14 protein-coding genes are annotated in these 15,978 nt (G+C 38.2%); 4 read left to right on the forward strand and 10 right to left on the reverse strand.

What is annotated here, in order from left to right:
- Positions 1–325 precede the first annotated feature (325 nt).
- The 4 genes from ACJJVU_RS13300 to ACJJVU_RS13315 are packed head-to-tail and all read right to left on the reverse strand — an operon-like array spanning position 326 to position 5,712.
- Positions 326–2,203, reverse strand: a complete 1,878-nt coding sequence (locus tag ACJJVU_RS13300; protein WP_405226385.1) for a CocE/NonD family hydrolase — start codon at positions 2,201–2,203, stop codon at positions 326–328.
- A complete protein-coding gene (locus ACJJVU_RS13305) occupies positions 2,204–4,216 on the reverse strand; it encodes a cytochrome c biogenesis protein CcdA (RefSeq protein ID WP_405226388.1) in 2,013 nt (670 codons plus the stop codon).
- Positions 4,213–5,520: a tRNA lysidine(34) synthetase TilS gene (gene tilS / locus ACJJVU_RS13310; protein ID WP_405226391.1), complete on the reverse strand. Its 1,308-nt coding sequence runs from the start codon at positions 5,518–5,520 to the stop codon at positions 4,213–4,215. The genes ACJJVU_RS13305 and tilS overlap by 4 nt, the downstream gene beginning before the upstream one ends.
- A gap of 9 nt (positions 5,521–5,529) precedes the next feature.
- Positions 5,530–5,712 (reverse strand): CAL67264 family membrane protein, encoded by a 183-nt coding sequence (locus ACJJVU_RS13315; protein WP_013749842.1) that lies wholly within the window; start codon positions 5,710–5,712, stop codon positions 5,530–5,532.
- A gap of 161 nt (positions 5,713–5,873) precedes the next feature.
- On the opposite strand from ACJJVU_RS13315, the gene ACJJVU_RS13320 reads away from it, so the two are divergent.
- Positions 5,874–7,502: an acyl-CoA carboxylase subunit beta gene (locus tag ACJJVU_RS13320; RefSeq protein ID WP_298326239.1), complete on the forward strand. Its 1,629-nt coding sequence runs from the start codon at positions 5,874–5,876 to the stop codon at positions 7,500–7,502.
- Between the two features lie 125 nt (positions 7,503–7,627).
- Here the strand turns inward: ACJJVU_RS13320 and ACJJVU_RS13325 are convergent, their stop codons facing one another.
- Entirely contained in the window at positions 7,628–9,019 is a 1,392-nt protein-coding gene (locus tag ACJJVU_RS13325; RefSeq protein WP_405226395.1) for an alanine/glycine:cation symporter family protein, read from the reverse strand.
- A gap of 106 nt (positions 9,020–9,125) precedes the next feature.
- On the opposite strand from ACJJVU_RS13325, the gene ACJJVU_RS13330 reads away from it, so the two are divergent.
- Positions 9,126–10,205, forward strand: coding sequence for a DNA topoisomerase IB (locus tag ACJJVU_RS13330; RefSeq protein ID WP_405226398.1), 1,080 nt, complete (start codon positions 9,126–9,128; stop codon positions 10,203–10,205).
- A gap of 83 nt (positions 10,206–10,288) precedes the next feature.
- Here the strand turns inward: ACJJVU_RS13330 and ACJJVU_RS13335 are convergent, their stop codons facing one another.
- The gene (locus ACJJVU_RS13335) at positions 10,289–11,236 is read right to left on the reverse strand and encodes a phosphoribosylaminoimidazolesuccinocarboxamide synthase (RefSeq protein ID WP_405226401.1); all 948 of its coding nucleotides are present in this window, start codon (positions 11,234–11,236) and stop codon (positions 10,289–10,291) included.
- Between the two features lie 105 nt (positions 11,237–11,341).
- Positions 11,342–12,298, reverse strand: coding sequence for a PhoH family protein (locus ACJJVU_RS13340; protein WP_108878186.1), 957 nt, complete (start codon positions 12,296–12,298; stop codon positions 11,342–11,344).
- Positions 12,299–12,482: 184 nt separating this feature from the next.
- Between ACJJVU_RS13340 and ACJJVU_RS13345 the strand changes: the two genes are divergently transcribed.
- Together ACJJVU_RS13345 and ACJJVU_RS13350 are read left to right on the forward strand one after the other, a co-directional pair.
- On the forward strand, positions 12,483–13,319 hold the full coding sequence (locus ACJJVU_RS13345; protein ID WP_298326252.1) for an S-adenosyl-l-methionine hydroxide adenosyltransferase family protein: 837 nt from the start codon (positions 12,483–12,485) through the stop codon (positions 13,317–13,319).
- Complete coding sequence (locus ACJJVU_RS13350) at positions 13,316–13,612, forward strand: putative quinol monooxygenase (protein ID WP_405226405.1); 297 nt, start codon at positions 13,316–13,318, stop codon at positions 13,610–13,612. The genes ACJJVU_RS13345 and ACJJVU_RS13350 overlap by 4 nt, the downstream gene beginning before the upstream one ends.
- On the opposite strand, the gene ACJJVU_RS13355 is transcribed toward ACJJVU_RS13350, so the two are convergent.
- From ACJJVU_RS13355 to ACJJVU_RS13365, 3 genes are all read right to left on the reverse strand, one after another.
- Positions 13,609–14,625 (reverse strand): helix-turn-helix domain-containing protein, encoded by a 1,017-nt coding sequence (locus tag ACJJVU_RS13355; RefSeq protein WP_405226408.1) that lies wholly within the window; start codon positions 14,623–14,625, stop codon positions 13,609–13,611. The genes ACJJVU_RS13350 and ACJJVU_RS13355 overlap by 4 nt on opposite strands.
- Before the next feature lie 104 nt (positions 14,626–14,729).
- Positions 14,730–15,305, reverse strand: coding sequence for a biliverdin-producing heme oxygenase (locus tag ACJJVU_RS13360; protein ID WP_339847065.1), 576 nt, complete (start codon positions 15,303–15,305; stop codon positions 14,730–14,732).
- 108 nt (positions 15,306–15,413) lie between these two features.
- Positions 15,414–15,734 (reverse strand): DUF3467 domain-containing protein, encoded by a 321-nt coding sequence (locus ACJJVU_RS13365; RefSeq protein WP_298326265.1) that lies wholly within the window; start codon positions 15,732–15,734, stop codon positions 15,414–15,416.
- Positions 15,735–15,978: the final 244 nt, after the last annotated feature.

Here is a 15,978-nt window from a genome sequence, read left to right on the forward strand (position 1 = left end):
CATATTAAGAATATCATAATATAGTAGACATTATTTAGGGGTGAAAGGCATCTCTGCACTCGCAGAGGTGCTTTTCTTTTTAAATCATTAAAAATTAACTTTTTACCGAGAAAAGTTATCGCTAACTAGAAAATGTAGGTTATATTTGGCGCACCTAAGAGATTAGGGGACTGTGAGCTATTCATTTAGCTATCATGAATTTAGGGGTGAAAGGCATCCCTGCTTTGCAGGGGTGTTTTTCTTTTTACAACTATTCTTATACAAAAAAGCCTGAGAAATGAATTTCTCAGGCTTTTTTGATTATAGTGATTATTGATTCGTACTCTTACTTGGTAAGAATATTAAATTCAATTTTTGAAGAGTGGAATACACTATGTGTTTGTTTAGTGAAATCTTCTTCTTTTGCTTCAAAAATATTATCCACATACGTTTGCGGATTTAAATCTATAAGAGGAAACCATGTGCTTTGTATTTGTACTTGCAATTTGTGTCCCTTTTTAAATGTATGAAGCACGTCTTGTAGCTTCACAAAAACCTCATCTTTCTCTCCTGCAACAAATGGCTGAGGGCGTTCAAAGCTTTTTCTAAAACGACCGCGCATTACCTCACTACGTACCATCTGGTGATATCCTGCCATCTCTACACCTTCTTCTGTTTCTTGAGTATTAGGAACATCGTCTGGGTATACATCTATGATTTTTACAATCCAATCTGCAGAAGTTCCTGTAGTGGCTACATTAAGTTTTGCCATGATATCTCCTACTAGCGTCAAATCATCATCAAGCACCGGTGTTTCATATACCAATACATCTTCTCTTTGCGCAGCAAAACGTTGGTCATCAGACATATATTTACGTGGTGTAAATACCATCTTTTTACCCTCTGCATACGGAACAGGATTTACTGGGTCACTCACAAACTTCTCAGCATCGTATTTACTAGAAGCGCTTCCAGTAAGTGCATTATCTTTTCCTAAGAAGAATGACGCCGGCATTGCCTTTTTAGGTGGCCATTGCTCAAAAGAGTTCCACTCTTTACTTCCTGAATCAAACACATGTGCTTCTGGCAATCCTGTAGCTCCGTCTTTATCACCACCTTTTAAGAAGTGATTAAAGAATTTTGTCTCAATATCTCTTTGAAAATAATCTGAAATATTATCACCAAAATATACATTACCCACTGCTTGTCTCGGCTTATTACGAGCCCAGTCTCCATGACTCCAAGGTCCAAAAACAACAGTATTATAGTTATTACTACGCTTCTCTATATTTTTATAAGTTTCCCAAGGTCCATATAAGTCTTCGGCATCGTAAAGTCCGCCAACAACCATCACTGCAGGTTCTATATTTTCTAAGTGCTGGATAATACCTCTTGATTTCCAAAACTCATCGTAGTTAGGATGTTCCTTTAATTGCGTCCAGAACTCATTAGTCTCATCGTAATACTTATCCAAGTTTGATAAAGGTCCCGTTTTTAAGAAAAAGTCAAACTGGTCATCGCTATTTAACTCTGGAAAATCATACCAAGACTCTGTAGTAGGTGCATCTTTCTGGTAACCAAAAACTGCAGTTGCTCTCCAGTAGCTTAACAAATAAGCTCCGTTATGATGAAAATCATCAAAAAAGAAATCGCCTATACATGCTTGTGGAGATGCCGCTTTTAAAGCTGGGTGACCACTTAACAAAGAATAAGTTGCATAAAATCCAGGGTAAGAAATTCCCCATGTTCCTACGTTTCCGTTATTATTCTCTACGTTATTTACTAACCATTCTATCGTATCATAGGTATCACTCGCTTCATCTATTTGAGTTCCTGTTTTATTAGGAATAAATGCTCGCATGTTATCATACTTACCTTCACTCATCCAGCGACCACGCACATCTTGATATACGATAATATTACCCTCCTGCATTAAATAAGCATTAGGAGCTATCGCCGTACGCATTTGCCCTTCACCATAAGGTTTAGAACTATATGGCGTGCGCTGCATTAAAATAGGATACGATTTTGAGGTATCCTTTGGCGAGTAAATGGTTGTATGAAGGTGAACTCCATCTCTCATTTTGATGCGCACTTCTTGTTTATTATAATGTTCAGAAACTTGATAGGTGGTATCTAAGATAGTTTCTCGTGATTGTGCAGATGACGCTTTCGCGAAAGCAAAAAAGCATACTATACAAAGTAGTTTAAAGGTGTAATTCATTTATTGATTATTAAAGGTTGTGATGGCAGTTTTAAGCCAGTTTTCATACTTTTTTGCATCAGGAGTGTAAGCAATAGGCTTGTTTAGTGGTTTTTCATCATGATCCAGCATTACATAATATGGTGCTGCGACAAGATTATAACGTTCTATCTGGAAGTTACTCCACTTGTTACCTACTGTTTTAATGCGACGTCCTGAAGCGCTTACTCCCTGCTCGGCTTCTGGAAGCTCTTCTTGAGAGTCTCCGTATAAAGATATCAAAACAACATCATTCTTTAAGATATTTAACACGCCCGGTTTAGACCACACTAGCTCTTCCATACGACGACAGTTTACACAAGCTTTTCCAGTAAAATCTAGCAGTACAGGTTTGCTCTCTTTACGGGCATACTCCATACCTGCTTCATAATCTGTAAAGGATAACAATCCGTGAGGTCCTATCTCTGCATTTTCTGGAAACTCTGCAGTACTATTAGAGAGTGTAGGTTGCCCTCCTATTCCATAAGGCGACTCGCTATAATTCATAGGCGGTGGGAAACCACTTATAAGTTTAAGTGGCGCACCCCATAATCCAGGAATGAGATATAAAATGAAAGCTGTAGTCATTATACCAAGTAGTAATCTGCCCACAGAGATATTCTTTACTTCGGTGTCATGTGATAGTTGGATTTTACCAAATAAATACAATGCTAGTCCTACCATAATTGCAATGAGCAATACTAAAAACACCTCGCGCTCTAGGTAATGACCATCAATTACCAAATCTGCATTTGATAAAAACTTAAGTGCTAGTCCAAGCTCCAAAAATCCTAAAACTACTTTTACTGTGTTAAGCCATCCGCCAGATTTTGGCAAACTATTTAACCACCCTGGAAACATTGCAAATAATGCAAATGGCAGCGCTATCGCAGTAGAGAAACCAAGCATACTTATAACTGGGGTAATACCGCCTTCTGTAATAGATTGTACTAGTGCAACGCCTACTATAGGACCCGTACAGCTAAAGGAAACGATAGCTAGTGCAAGCGCCATAAAAAATATTCCTGCAAATCCTCCACGATCTGCTTTGCTGTCTATCTTATTTGCCCATTTTTGAGGAAGCATAATCTCAAAGGCTCCGAAAAATGAAACGGCAAATACTACTAGTAATATAAAGAACACTAGATTAAAAGTAACACTAGTAGAGACCTCAACAATAGCTGTGGCTCCAAAAACACCAGTTACTGTAAGCCCTAGTACTACATATATAATAATGATAGATATACCGTAAATGATAGCATTACGTATACCGGCAGCTCTAGACTTACTTTGTTTTGTAAAGTAGCTCACCGTCATAGGGATCATAGGGAACACACAGGGTGTGAAAAGTGCTGCTAGACCTCCTAGAAAAGAGAGAAAAAATGTAGCCCACAAACCTTTGTTAGTAGGTCCATTATCATCTATCACACCTTCCTCTTCTTCCTCTCCTTTATCTTTTTGTGCAGGCGTTGCTCCATAACTTTCAAACTCATTATAGTCTGTAAAAGCTTTGACTTTACCCGTTTTGAGGTTATGAGCAATATAAAAGTCTTGTGGAATACATACTTCTTTGCATACCTGATAGTTTATAACCGACTTGACAATGGTAATATTCTTATCTGTTAGCGTAATAGGCATAGATAGCTTAGGGCGCTGTCCTGCATATTTAATTACATTTTCTTCAAAAATCTCATCATAAGCGGTTTTGGTCTCGCTCTCTCGTGCAAATTTCTCACGAGTAACACCTGCATCCTTTTGTAAAAACTCAAAGTTAAAAGGAATTCCAGCTGGAGTTTCTTGAGCATATATATACCACCCATCTTCTACAGTGGCTTGGTAATGCAAGACATACTCAGTGTCTGAAACTTTCTCTACAGATCCTTCCCAGGCTACGGGATCAAGTGTTACTTGAGTGATGCCAAATCCTTGTGCGGCCACTCCACTTACTATAAATAATAGTAGAGAAGTTGCTATAATGAATGCTTTACGCGTCATACGATTGTAAATTTTATTGTTTTTTGTGTAGTATCTACTACTTTAAAACGGTCGTCTGCTCTGTGGCCTATCACCCATATTACAGCATTATCACTGCATAAAAGCCAGACCTTTTCCTTTGCTATCAAAGATAACTTTTCATCTTTGAAATACTTACTCAACTTCTTCTTTCCCTTCATCCCATAAGGATAAAAATAATCACCATCTTGCCATTTTCTAATGGTGAGTGGATAGGTAAGATGCGCTGCATCTACTACAATCTCTTGTTTAGATAAACTAGTCACAACAGCTCCTTCTTCAAGAGACAGCATTCCAAAATCTCCTTTAATACGTTCCTCTCCTTGCTGCCATTGATAAGAACGTGTTGCTTCCTCTTTAATTACAGAAATAATCAAGTTATCTCTATCTTTTAATAAGCGATGCGTACTCGACGTAACCTCTTTTCCAGATTGCGCTTGTGGCAACTTATAAATATCATCCCAAGCGGTAAACCCATAAGGAGATAATAACTGATACAACACGGCTTCTGGTTCTGGATGACGTGCTAGTTCAACTAGATCTATGACTTCATCACTGTTAGAAACAGTCATAAACTGTTGTCGTAACTGCGCTGTATAAACTTTCAGTAAACGTTCACTTTGTTTTAAATGCTCCTGCGTGTGCTGTAACCCTTTGAGAATATTGGGTTGAGCTTCTTCTAGATTTGGTATTGCATGGTGGCGTAAATGATTGCGCACATAATTATCTGTTGCATTACTGCTATCTTCTCGCCATTGCAAATCCTCTTTTAAAGCATAATTTTTTAGTTGCTTTCGCGAAAATTTGAGCAAAGGGCGCACAATCTCTCCATTTACCACAGGAATTCCTGTAAGTCCTTTTATACCTGTACCACGACCCAAATTAATGAGAAATGTCTCCAAATCGTCATTGAGATGATGAGCAGTTAAGATGTAGTCAAAACCTTCGGCGACCGAAAGTTCTTTGAACCACTGATAACGAAGTTCTCTTGCTGCTATCTGGGTTGATGTCTTGGATGTTTTCGCGTAAGCGGAAGTATAAAAACTTTTTATGTAAACAGGAATGTTATGGAGCTTGCAGTAGCTCGCCACAAAATCTTGATCACCATCACTCTCTGCAGCTCTTAAATTAAAGTTGCAGTGTGCTACGCTCACATCAAGCCCTGCCTGACGACATAGCAATAATAAGAGCATACTATCGAGCCCACCACTTACAGTGACGAGTATTTTACTATCAAGAAGAAATGGTAAATCTTGTGCGATATGGTGCTTAAAATCCTCAAGCATCCTTACACATTATACGCGACCCTTAAGGGCATTAAATACCCAGGCAATGGCAAAAAACCCAATACCTACAGATGCAAAACCCCAGCCGGCTACATCGGTATATCTAAAAACGCCTAGAGCAATAAGTCCTAAGCCTACTAAAATCATAATAAATGTGGCCCAAGCCAGAACGGTATTTTTATTCATACCCATAGTTTTATTTTTAGGGAAAATCTTTTGTAATAAGACAAGCTACAAATATCGGTTATTTATTGGAATTTGGGTAGCTGGTAATTTTTACAATTCTCATTTCAAGCTTGTGCTACAATACTTACCTTTATAGACAGAAAAACATTCAAGCACACACACATTTTATGGATTTAAAATTCAATAAAAACGAAGATCATAATAAGCTACTTCTTTCAGAAATGCGCACACGCCTAGGGCAAGTAAAACTAGGTGGTGGCCAGAAAAGAATAGATAAGCATAAAGCAAAAGGTAAAATGACGGCGCGCGAGCGCATTAATTACCTTGTAGATAATCCAGATAAATGTATCGAGATTGCTGCCTTTGCAGGTGATGGTATGTATGAAGAACATGGCGGTTGCCCTTCTGGGGGGGTGGTTGTAAAAATAGGTCACGTATCTGGAAAGCAGTGCCTCATTGTTGCAAACGATGCTACTGTAAAAGCAGGAGCTTGGTTTCCTATCACAGGAAAGAAAAACCTACGTGCACAAGAAATCGCTATGGAAAATAAGCTGCCTATTATCTACCTTGTAGATAGTGCGGGTGTTTATCTCCCTATGCAGGATGAGATTTTCCCGGACAAGGAGCACTTTGGACGCATCTTCCGTAATAATGCGGTGATGAGCAGTATGGGTATTACACAGATTTCTGCTGTAATGGGAAGTTGTGTTGCCGGTGGTGCATACTTACCTATTATGAGTGACGAAGCTCTTATAGTAGATAAAACTGGAAGTATTTTTCTAGCTGGAAGTTACCTTGTAAAAGCTGCAATAGGTGAGTCTATAGACAATGAGACTTTAGGCGGAGCAACTACGCATTGTGAAATCTCTGGCGTTACAGATTATAAATCTAAAGACGATAAAGACGCACTAGATACCATTAAGAAAATAATGAGTAAGATAGGCGATTATACAAAGGCTGGTTATAACCGCATAGAATCTGCAAAACCTGCAAAAGACCCAGAAGAACTTTTCGGACTATTACCTGCTTCTCGTGCAGATCAATATGACATGCGTGACATTATTGATAGACTAGTAGATAACTCAGAGTTTGATGAGTATAAGGAAGGATACGGGCAAACAATCCTTACAGGATATGCTCGCATTAATGGATGGGCAGTAGGAATAGTTGCAAATCAGCGCAAGCTTGTAAAAACTAAAAAAGGTGAAATGCAGTTTGGCGGAGTAATTTATTCCGACAGTGCAGATAAGGCTACACGCTTTATAGCCAACTGTAACCAGAAAAAAATACCGCTTGTATTCTTACAAGATGTTACTGGCTTTATGGTAGGTAGTAAAAGTGAGCACGGTGGTATTATTAAAGACGGAGCAAAAATGGTAAATGCCGTTTCAAACTCGGTTGTGCCTAAGTTTACTATTATTATAGGAAATTCTTACGGAGCAGGAAACTATGCAATGTGTGGTAAGGCTTATGACCCAAGGCTTATTGTAGCATGGCCTAGTGCAGAGCTTGCAGTAATGTCTGGTAATAGTGCTGCAAAAGTATTACTACAGATAGAAACTGCTTCGCTCAAAAAGCAAGGAAAAGAAATTACACCAGAGGTAGAAAAAGAACTTTTTGACCGCATTAAGTCTCGTTATGATGATCAAGTATCACCATACTACGCAGCGTCAAGAATCTGGACAGACGGCATCATAGACCCACGAGATACTCGTAAATGGATCTCTATGGGTATCGAAGCCGCAGACCACGCTCCTATCGAGAAGCCTTTTAATCTTGGGGTGATCCAAGTGTAATTGAACAGAACGATATTAGATAGAAAAAGCTAGGTCATTTAATTTAATAAATGACCTAGCTTTTTTTATGTCTTACAGTATTAGTTCATCAGTTGGCCAACTTTAAAAAATAACGATCAATATTTCTATCCTTTTAAAGCTTTAAAATACCTTCTCGCTTCCTTCATCACCCTTGGTGCGAGATACAAGGTTGCAATCATTGTTGGTATTGCCATGATGGCAAAAAATCCGTCTATCAAATTAATCATCATACTAAGTGATGTAGTCGCTCCTATCAAGATACTTGCGATATAAGCGATGTTATAATACTTCTTGTTGTGCGCTCCAAAAAGGAAACTCAAGCACTTCGTCCCGTAGTAACTATATGAGAAAAGCGATGAGATACTAAACACGGCGATGCACAATAATAATATGTATTTACCTGCGGGTGATAACGCTTTCGCAAAAGCGGAAGCCGTAAGCGTAACTCCATTTGCATCGCTCGTTTGCCATACATCTGTCACTAAAATTGCAAGCGCCGTAAGAGTACACACCACGATGGTATCGATTGCTGGACCGAGCATTGCTACGAGTCCTTCACGTATAGGTTCTGCTGTTTTTGCAGCTCCATGCGCCATTGGTGCTGTACCTACTCCTGCCTCGTTTGAGAACGCTCCACGTTTTATACCCAGTAATATGAGACCACCTACAACGCCTCCTAGCAGTTTATCTCCCGTATAAAAATCGGCAGAAAAGGCGTCTGTAAAAATTAAACTAAAGTATTTAGGAACCACGTCAATATTTACAAATAAAATCGCCATCACCGCTACAAAATAGATGAGCACCATGGCTGGAACAAGTTTGGCAGCTGTTTTAGAAATACGATCTAAACCTCCTATTATTACAATCGAGGTAATTGCGACAAGCACAAGACCAATAATTAAATTCGAAGTAAAACCTACCTCAACACCCTGCGGAACGAGTAAAATATCATTTACCGCCTGTGTGAGTTGGTTTACATTAAAAACTGGCAATGCACCAACTAATCCTGCGATACTAAAGATTACGGCAAGTGGTTTCCATGCCTTCCCCATTCCTTCTGTAATAAAGTACATAGGTCCACCTTGTAATTTGCCTTCACTATCCTTACCACGATACATTACCGCTAGAGAGCCTGTAAAAAATTTAGTTCCCATCCCTACTATTGCGCTCATCCACATCCAGAATACAGCACCTGGACCACCTATTGCAATTGCAACAGCAACACCGGCGATGTTACCCATGCCTACGGTTGCACTAAGTGCAGTAGTGAGTGCTTGAAAGTGTGTGATCTCTCCTTCGTCGTTTTCTCCATCATATTTCCCTCGCAGTACTGCAACAGCATGACCTAGATATCTAAATGGTAAAAACCTCGAATAGATGAGCAAAAACAGACCGCCACCTATAAGTAAGCATACGAGCGGGATTCCCCACATAGCGCTAGAAAAATCTGCTATAAGTTCATTAGCCTGATCGTAAAATGATGGTTGTGCTTGCATACAAGATCTATTTATATGGTGAAGTAACAAAAATTAAGAGCAGTTTACCAAAACGTTCACATATATTTTTGAACAGGCATTTGTTTTCGTCACTAAATTTACTGCTATGACACTCACCGCCAGCCAAATCGAGAACATACTCAGAAACCCAGAGGAAACTGCAGCCGCAGCAAATCTCATTTACGTCTCTGATGCAGACCTCAACATAAGAAGGAAAAAGAAGAAGAAAAACTTTCATTATTACTTTAATGATAAACCTCTTGAGGACGCGAAGGAGCTAGATCGCATCAATAATCTCGTAATACCGCCTAACTGGGAGAAAGTGCGCATTGCATATCCTCCTAACGGACATTTACAAGTGGTAGGACGAGATGCTAAAAACAGAAAAGTATACCGCTATCACGACCTGTGGTCAAAAATTAGAAACCAAACTAAGTTTTATAAATTGGCAAATTTTGGAAATGCATTACCAAAGTTACGAGAGCGCATAGACCAAGACTTAGACGCTCCAGATATGTCTAAACGTAAAGTACTAGCACTCGTGCTTAGACTTATGGAAGAAACCCACATACGTATAGGTAACGATTACTACGCAAAGCGTAATAAAACCTACGGTCTCTCTACCTTGCGCACCCGACACGTGACGACTACCAAGGAAAAAATCCGCTTTGAGTTTGTGGGTAAAAAAGGTAAAAAGCACAACATTACCCTACGCAACAAGAAACTCGCAAAACTTGTAAACCGTTGTGAGGAAATACCTGGCTGGGAGTTATTTCAATTTTATGATGCAAATGGCGAAAAGCACCGCGTAGATAGCACGATGGTAAACGATTACATGCACGAGCTAAGTGGTGACTTATTTTCGGCAAAAGATTTTAGAACTTGGGGAGCTACAAAAACTTTTTTTGAAACCGTGCATGATCTAGGCTACACAGAAGACGAAAAAGAAAATAAATCTAACGTACTAAAAGGTTTTGATGCAGCTGCAGAAGCTCTAGGAAATACACGTAATGTATGTCGAAAGTACTACGTGCATCCTCAAATAGTAGATGCCTATGAGTCTGGATCTATCGTCGCTGAGTTTAAAAAGGTAGATGCTCATCAAGGTGCAAGACCATTTTTTACAGAAACTGAGGAGGTATTACTGCAAATGATTTCAAAGTTTGAATTAGATTTTAGTAAGTGATATAAGTACGCTTTCGCGAAAGCGTAACACAAAAAAAGCCCCTTCGTAACGAAAGGGCTTTTAGTTTTTAGAGTGCTATGCTGTTATTTTGCAAGGTATGCAAGCACGTTTTTCTCTATACGATCAAGAATATTTGAAGTGTCCGCTTTCGCGAAAGCGTCACCTGTAATATTCTCATATAATTCGATATATCTTTCTGATACGGTCTCTATGTACTCATTTGTCATCTCTGGAACCGTCTGACCTTCTAGACCTTGAAAATCATTTGAGATAAGCCACTGTCTCACAAACTCTTTTGAAAGTTGTTTCTGTGCCTCTCCGCTAGCCTGGCGCTCTTCATAACCTTCTGCATAGAAGTAACGAGAGGAATCTGGTGTGTGTATCTCATCTATGAGAACAATCTCACCATCTGCTGTTTTTCCAAATTCATACTTTGTATCTACTAGGATAAGCCCTCTAGATGCTGCTATCTCACTTCCTCTTTGAAAAAGCTTGCGCGTATAATCTTCTAGCACTAAGTAATCCTCTTCTGAAACGATGTTCTTTTTAATAATATCTTCTCTTGAGATATCCTCATCGTGATCACCCATCTCTGCCTTAGTCGCTGGTGTAATAATAGGCGCTGGAAATGCATCATTTTCTTTCATCCCTTCTGGCATTGCAACACCACAAAGAACTCTGCGTCCCGCCTTATACTCACGTGCAGCATGACCAGACATGTATCCACGTATCACCATCTCCACCTTAAAAGGTTCACATCGCTTTCCTACCGCAACATTAGGATCTGGAGTAGCCACAAGCCAGTTAGGTACAATATCCTCTGTATCGCGCATCATTTTTGTCGCAATCTGATTTAAGATTTGCCCTTTAAAAGGAATTCCTTTAGGCATTACCACATCAAAGGCACTAAGCCTATCTGTAGCCACCATTAATAATAAATCATTTTCTAAAGTATAGACCTCGCGGACTTTCCCCTTATAAATAGATTGCTGTCCTGGAAAATTGAAATTTGTATCTGTAATGGTATTCACTTCAAGTTGTCTTTACGTCTGCTATCTCTAGATAAACATTAACGTGGTTAGTAGTGTCAAAAGTAAAATTCTAAATGCTTAATCAAGCACTCTGCTTAATAAAAATTAATCATTTCTATTTTCTATCTCTCTATATGCTGCAATCATTTTCTTTACGAGAGGATGGCGTACAACATCTTTATCATCTAGGTAAACCATACCAACTCCTTCAACGGTTTTGAGAATAAGTAGCGCTTCTTTAAGACCACTAGTAACTCTCCTAGGTAAATCTATCTGTCCTGGATCCCCGGTAATCATAAACTTTGCATTACGCCCCATACGAGTAAGGAACATTTTCATTTGAGCATGAGTCGTGTTTTGTGCTTCGTCAAGTATTACAAAGGCATTGTCTAAAGTACGACCGCGCATAAATGCCATAGGAGCAATCTGTATGACTCCTTTCTCAATAAATGTTTCTAGTTTCTCATGAGGAATCATATCACGTAGCGCATCATATAGCGGCTGCATGTATGGATCTAGCTTTTCCTTGAGATCACCTGGTAAAAAACCTAGGTTTTCACCAGCTTCAACCGCTGGACGTGTGAGAATAATTTTTTTTACTCTCTTTTCTTTGAGAGCTTGTACAGCAAGAGCAACTCCTATATAAGTTTTTCCAGTACCCGCTGGGCCTATAGCAAATGTTAAGTCATTCTTCTTTGCGAGCTCTACTAGTTTACGCTGGTTTGCAGTTTGCGGCTTTATAAGTTTACCACTTACACCATGTACTAGTGTGTCACCACTTTCTACTGGGGTTTCATAATCTGCTTTACTTACACTCGTGAGTACACGCTCTATGGAATTCTCGTCGAGCTTATTGTATTTTCCAAAATGCTCCATAAGCATCGTCATACGCCTATCAAACTCTTCGAGGAGATCCTCATCACCATAAGCTTTGATTTTGTTACCTCTGGCAACAATTTTAAGCTTTGGATAATACTGTTTTAAAAGTTCGATATTTGAGTTACGCTGACCGAAAAATTCGCGCGGGTTGATTTCTGAGAGTTCTAAGATTAATTCGTTCAAAAGGCAGAGAGATTATGTGAGATACGTCCGTAAAATATTTTAGCTTTGTTTACTACTAAAATACGTCTTTTTTGACCATCATTTGCAAGGCACACGCTTTTCTAGGTTAAGAAATAATGAACATTTTTAGTTTATAACTATATTAGATTTATATACTTTCTAGTAAGCACACACTCATAACTCGATGAAAATAATCACTCTTACTACAGATTTTGGAGAGAAAGATCCTTTTGCAGGCGCTGTAAAGGGTGCTATTTATTCAGAGTTAGAAGAAGTGCGCATTGTAGATATCTCACATAATGTATCTCCCTTTCATCTTATGGAGGCAGCATACATTATTCAGAATGCTTATCAAAATTTCCCTAAAGGAACTATACATGTGATAGGAGTAGATAGTGAGCTCACTCCAGAGACAAATCATATCGCTGTAAAGCTAGACGGGCATTATTTTATATGCGCCAATAATGGTATTATTTCTCTTCTCACTAAGGATATTGTACCTGAGGAAAAAGTAGAAATAAACATTCACGACCGCACACAAACTAACTTTACTGTTCTTGACGTCTTTGTAAAAACCGCTTGTCATATTGCACGTGGTGGAACCTTAGGAGTTATCGGTAAAAACATAGAGACCATAAGACAACTTACGGGAATCTCACCAGTAATAAACACCTCACGAAATCAAATTTCTGGAAATGTCATTTACATAGACAACTATGGGAATGTGATAAGCAATATCACAAAAAAGCTATTTGATGAGGTAGGAAAAGGTAGAGATTACAGACTTCAAGCAAGAGGTGCCGACATTTCAAAAATTCACAATCAGTACAGTGATGCGATTAACTTTACTATAGATAAATCTAAACGTGAGGAAGAAGGTAAAAAGCTAGCTGTCTTTAACTCTGGTGGATATGTGGAACTTGCCATTTACAAAAGTAATCCAAGTACGGTAGGAAGTGCTGCTAGCCTATTTGGCCTCAACTATAGAGATACTGTGATGATTAATTTTATAGACAAATGATTGTAAGACTTGTAAAATTACGCTTTCGCGAAAGCGAGATTCCAGCTTTTCTAGCTAATTTTGAGAAGGTAAAAGAAAAAATTAGAGCGTCAAATGGATGTTTATATCTAGAGATACTACGCGGGGAAGGTGACCCATGTATTTTCTTTACTCACAGCCATTGGGTCTCTGACGAAGCATTACAGAATTATCGTAACTCAGAACTTTTTAAAGGTATCTGGGCAGATACGAAAACTAAGTTTAGTGCAAAGCCTGAAGCTTGGACAACTTCATCACTAGAAAAACTACTTTAAATTTCTGGATTTCTGCGCAGAGAAGAAGGGCTAATCCCGTATTTCTCCTTGAATATTTTTGAAAAGTAACTTCTACTGGATAAGCCGAGTGCATATACTACTTCAGATACATTTTTATCTTCTGATGTGAGCATAGTCAAAGCTCTCTTAAGTCTAAACTCCTTGATATAATCATTTACGGTCATACCATAATTGCGCTTAAATCCATCTTGCAATCTGTAGGTCTCGATGCCAACCACTTCGGCGATTTCTGGAATGGTTACAAGCTCAGATATATGATTTTCTATGTATTGAACAGCAGCTGCAATATTGTCTAGATCTGCCAATCTAAGTGTAGGATGCTTCTTGCCTTCAAGGGAATCTTCTTTAAATAATTTGAGCATTAATGAGGTACACTCTAATGCCTTTGCTCCAAGATAATTTGTTCTTACCAGGCCTTGATCATCGTTAGTCAAGATATCATCTATGATATCTGAAATTTGCAAACTGTAATATCCTTTGTAGCAAACTTGGGTAAGCGCATTAACATCTGCAAATAATGGATAATACACTTCATCCACCTTTGATAAGTCGTAAGAAAGCTGCTCTTGAAATTTCGCCTTGTTGATTTCCAAATAGCAAACAATTGCCGGCTTTTCTTTTTTTATAATATAGACTTGGTCTTCATTATATCTAGGCGCTGCAATAAGATGCTCAGCTCTTCTAATGGCCATTTCTTCAGAATCTCTAGAAAATTTATGACCTACCTCCCCTTTCATGCAATAAATGAAACGCAAGGAATTCATCCCATTATTCTCAAAATAAAGTTCGGTATCGTCTATCATATCACCATTAATGATGTGAAGACCGATACCGTTAGGAAAATTAATACCCTTTATAAAACCTTTACCTAGATGAGTAGGAATTTGCATCGCAAACTCGCCAAAGTTGTTTGTATAATTGACTCCAAAAGCATCTGCAATTTCTGGTACAAAGTCGTCTACCTGCTCTATTTTAAGTTTATATGATTTCATATTTCTGTTTGTGAATCATGAAGGTCTGAAATATATTCCTATAAAAAATAAAGCATACTGCATTTAACCCAGCTTTAACCAGAAAGCATAATTATATGTGAATGCTAGATAAGCTCTTTCTTGTAGGCTTTCTTAAACAGTTTAAAAGTAGCTTTTGCACTTTTTACAGCAGTTTTAATTTCTTCATAGCTGAAGTCCAAAGAATCAACAGCCTCTTTAAATTCATTCCACCTCAATAAGCCTTCATTTACGTCTCCATTAAAGAAATGATGACTCTCTATGTGAGAGAGGTTGCTGCAAGACTGAAGTTTCTTACTCATCATTATTCCTCCTATCATAGATCCTTCAATAACGTAAAGCTTACCCACTAAGGTTGCTTCATCTCTAGCTCCCGATATGCTCATAGGCTCAGGCAGCGGCATACTTGAAAAAGCCGTAATATCTTTAGCTAACGCATTTGTCTTTTCATAACCTGCAAATGACTTTAATCCTAGTGGCAGCATTTCGTAGCGACCATTTATAAAATCTTCGACAGCTTTATATACTTTAAAATTATGACGTAATAATGTTTCATATTGATCTTGATCAATTGAACCATCCATGATAAGATTAGTTAAGTTATTCTTTTCTATTTCGTCATGAATTGATGTTGTTCCATTCTTAAGTGCTTCTAAAATCATAGGGATGTTTTTATAAGTAAACTATTCATATGTTAAATTTAACCACGCTTATAACCTAGTTAATAGAGAATTAACTAGTTCATCATAAACTATACCAATTAAATAAAATTAAGCCTGACCTGTAGGTCCAAAATTTAATGGAACAGGTTGTCTCTCATAATCCTTTATAACACCATGTGCATTTTCAAAACGTTTTACATTTTCTGCAAGTGCCTTAGCAAGCCTTTTAGCATGTTGTGGAGTTAATATGATGCGGCTCTTCACCTTACTTTTAGGAGTACCAGGCATAATATTTACGAAGTCCACTACAAATTCTGAAACAGAATGATTTATTATCGCCAGGTTTGAGTACGTGCCTTGAGCGACAGCCTCATCTAGTTCAATATTTATTTGTTTTTGGTTGTTTTGAGTCTTTTTATCTTCAGCCATGTGGGCGTGTATTGTAATGAGAGTAGTACTCTCTAATTGATTGATTTAGTCTTAATTCTACCTTTATAAGGCAGTCTGGAAAGATAAGAATTGCCTTGCTTTCGCGAAAGCGGAAATCCGCATTACAGTGTTAGATATTCGTTAATTAAAACTTAATATTTCTATAAAAAATTGACTTTTAAGTATTAAAAAACCCATTCAGATAAGCTGAATGGGTTTTAGAACTTTTTTTTGAAATTTGTTT

This window comes from Dokdonia sp. Asnod1-B02 (assembly GCF_045063955.1).
Classification (GTDB): domain Bacteria; phylum Bacteroidota; class Bacteroidia; order Flavobacteriales; family Flavobacteriaceae; genus Dokdonia.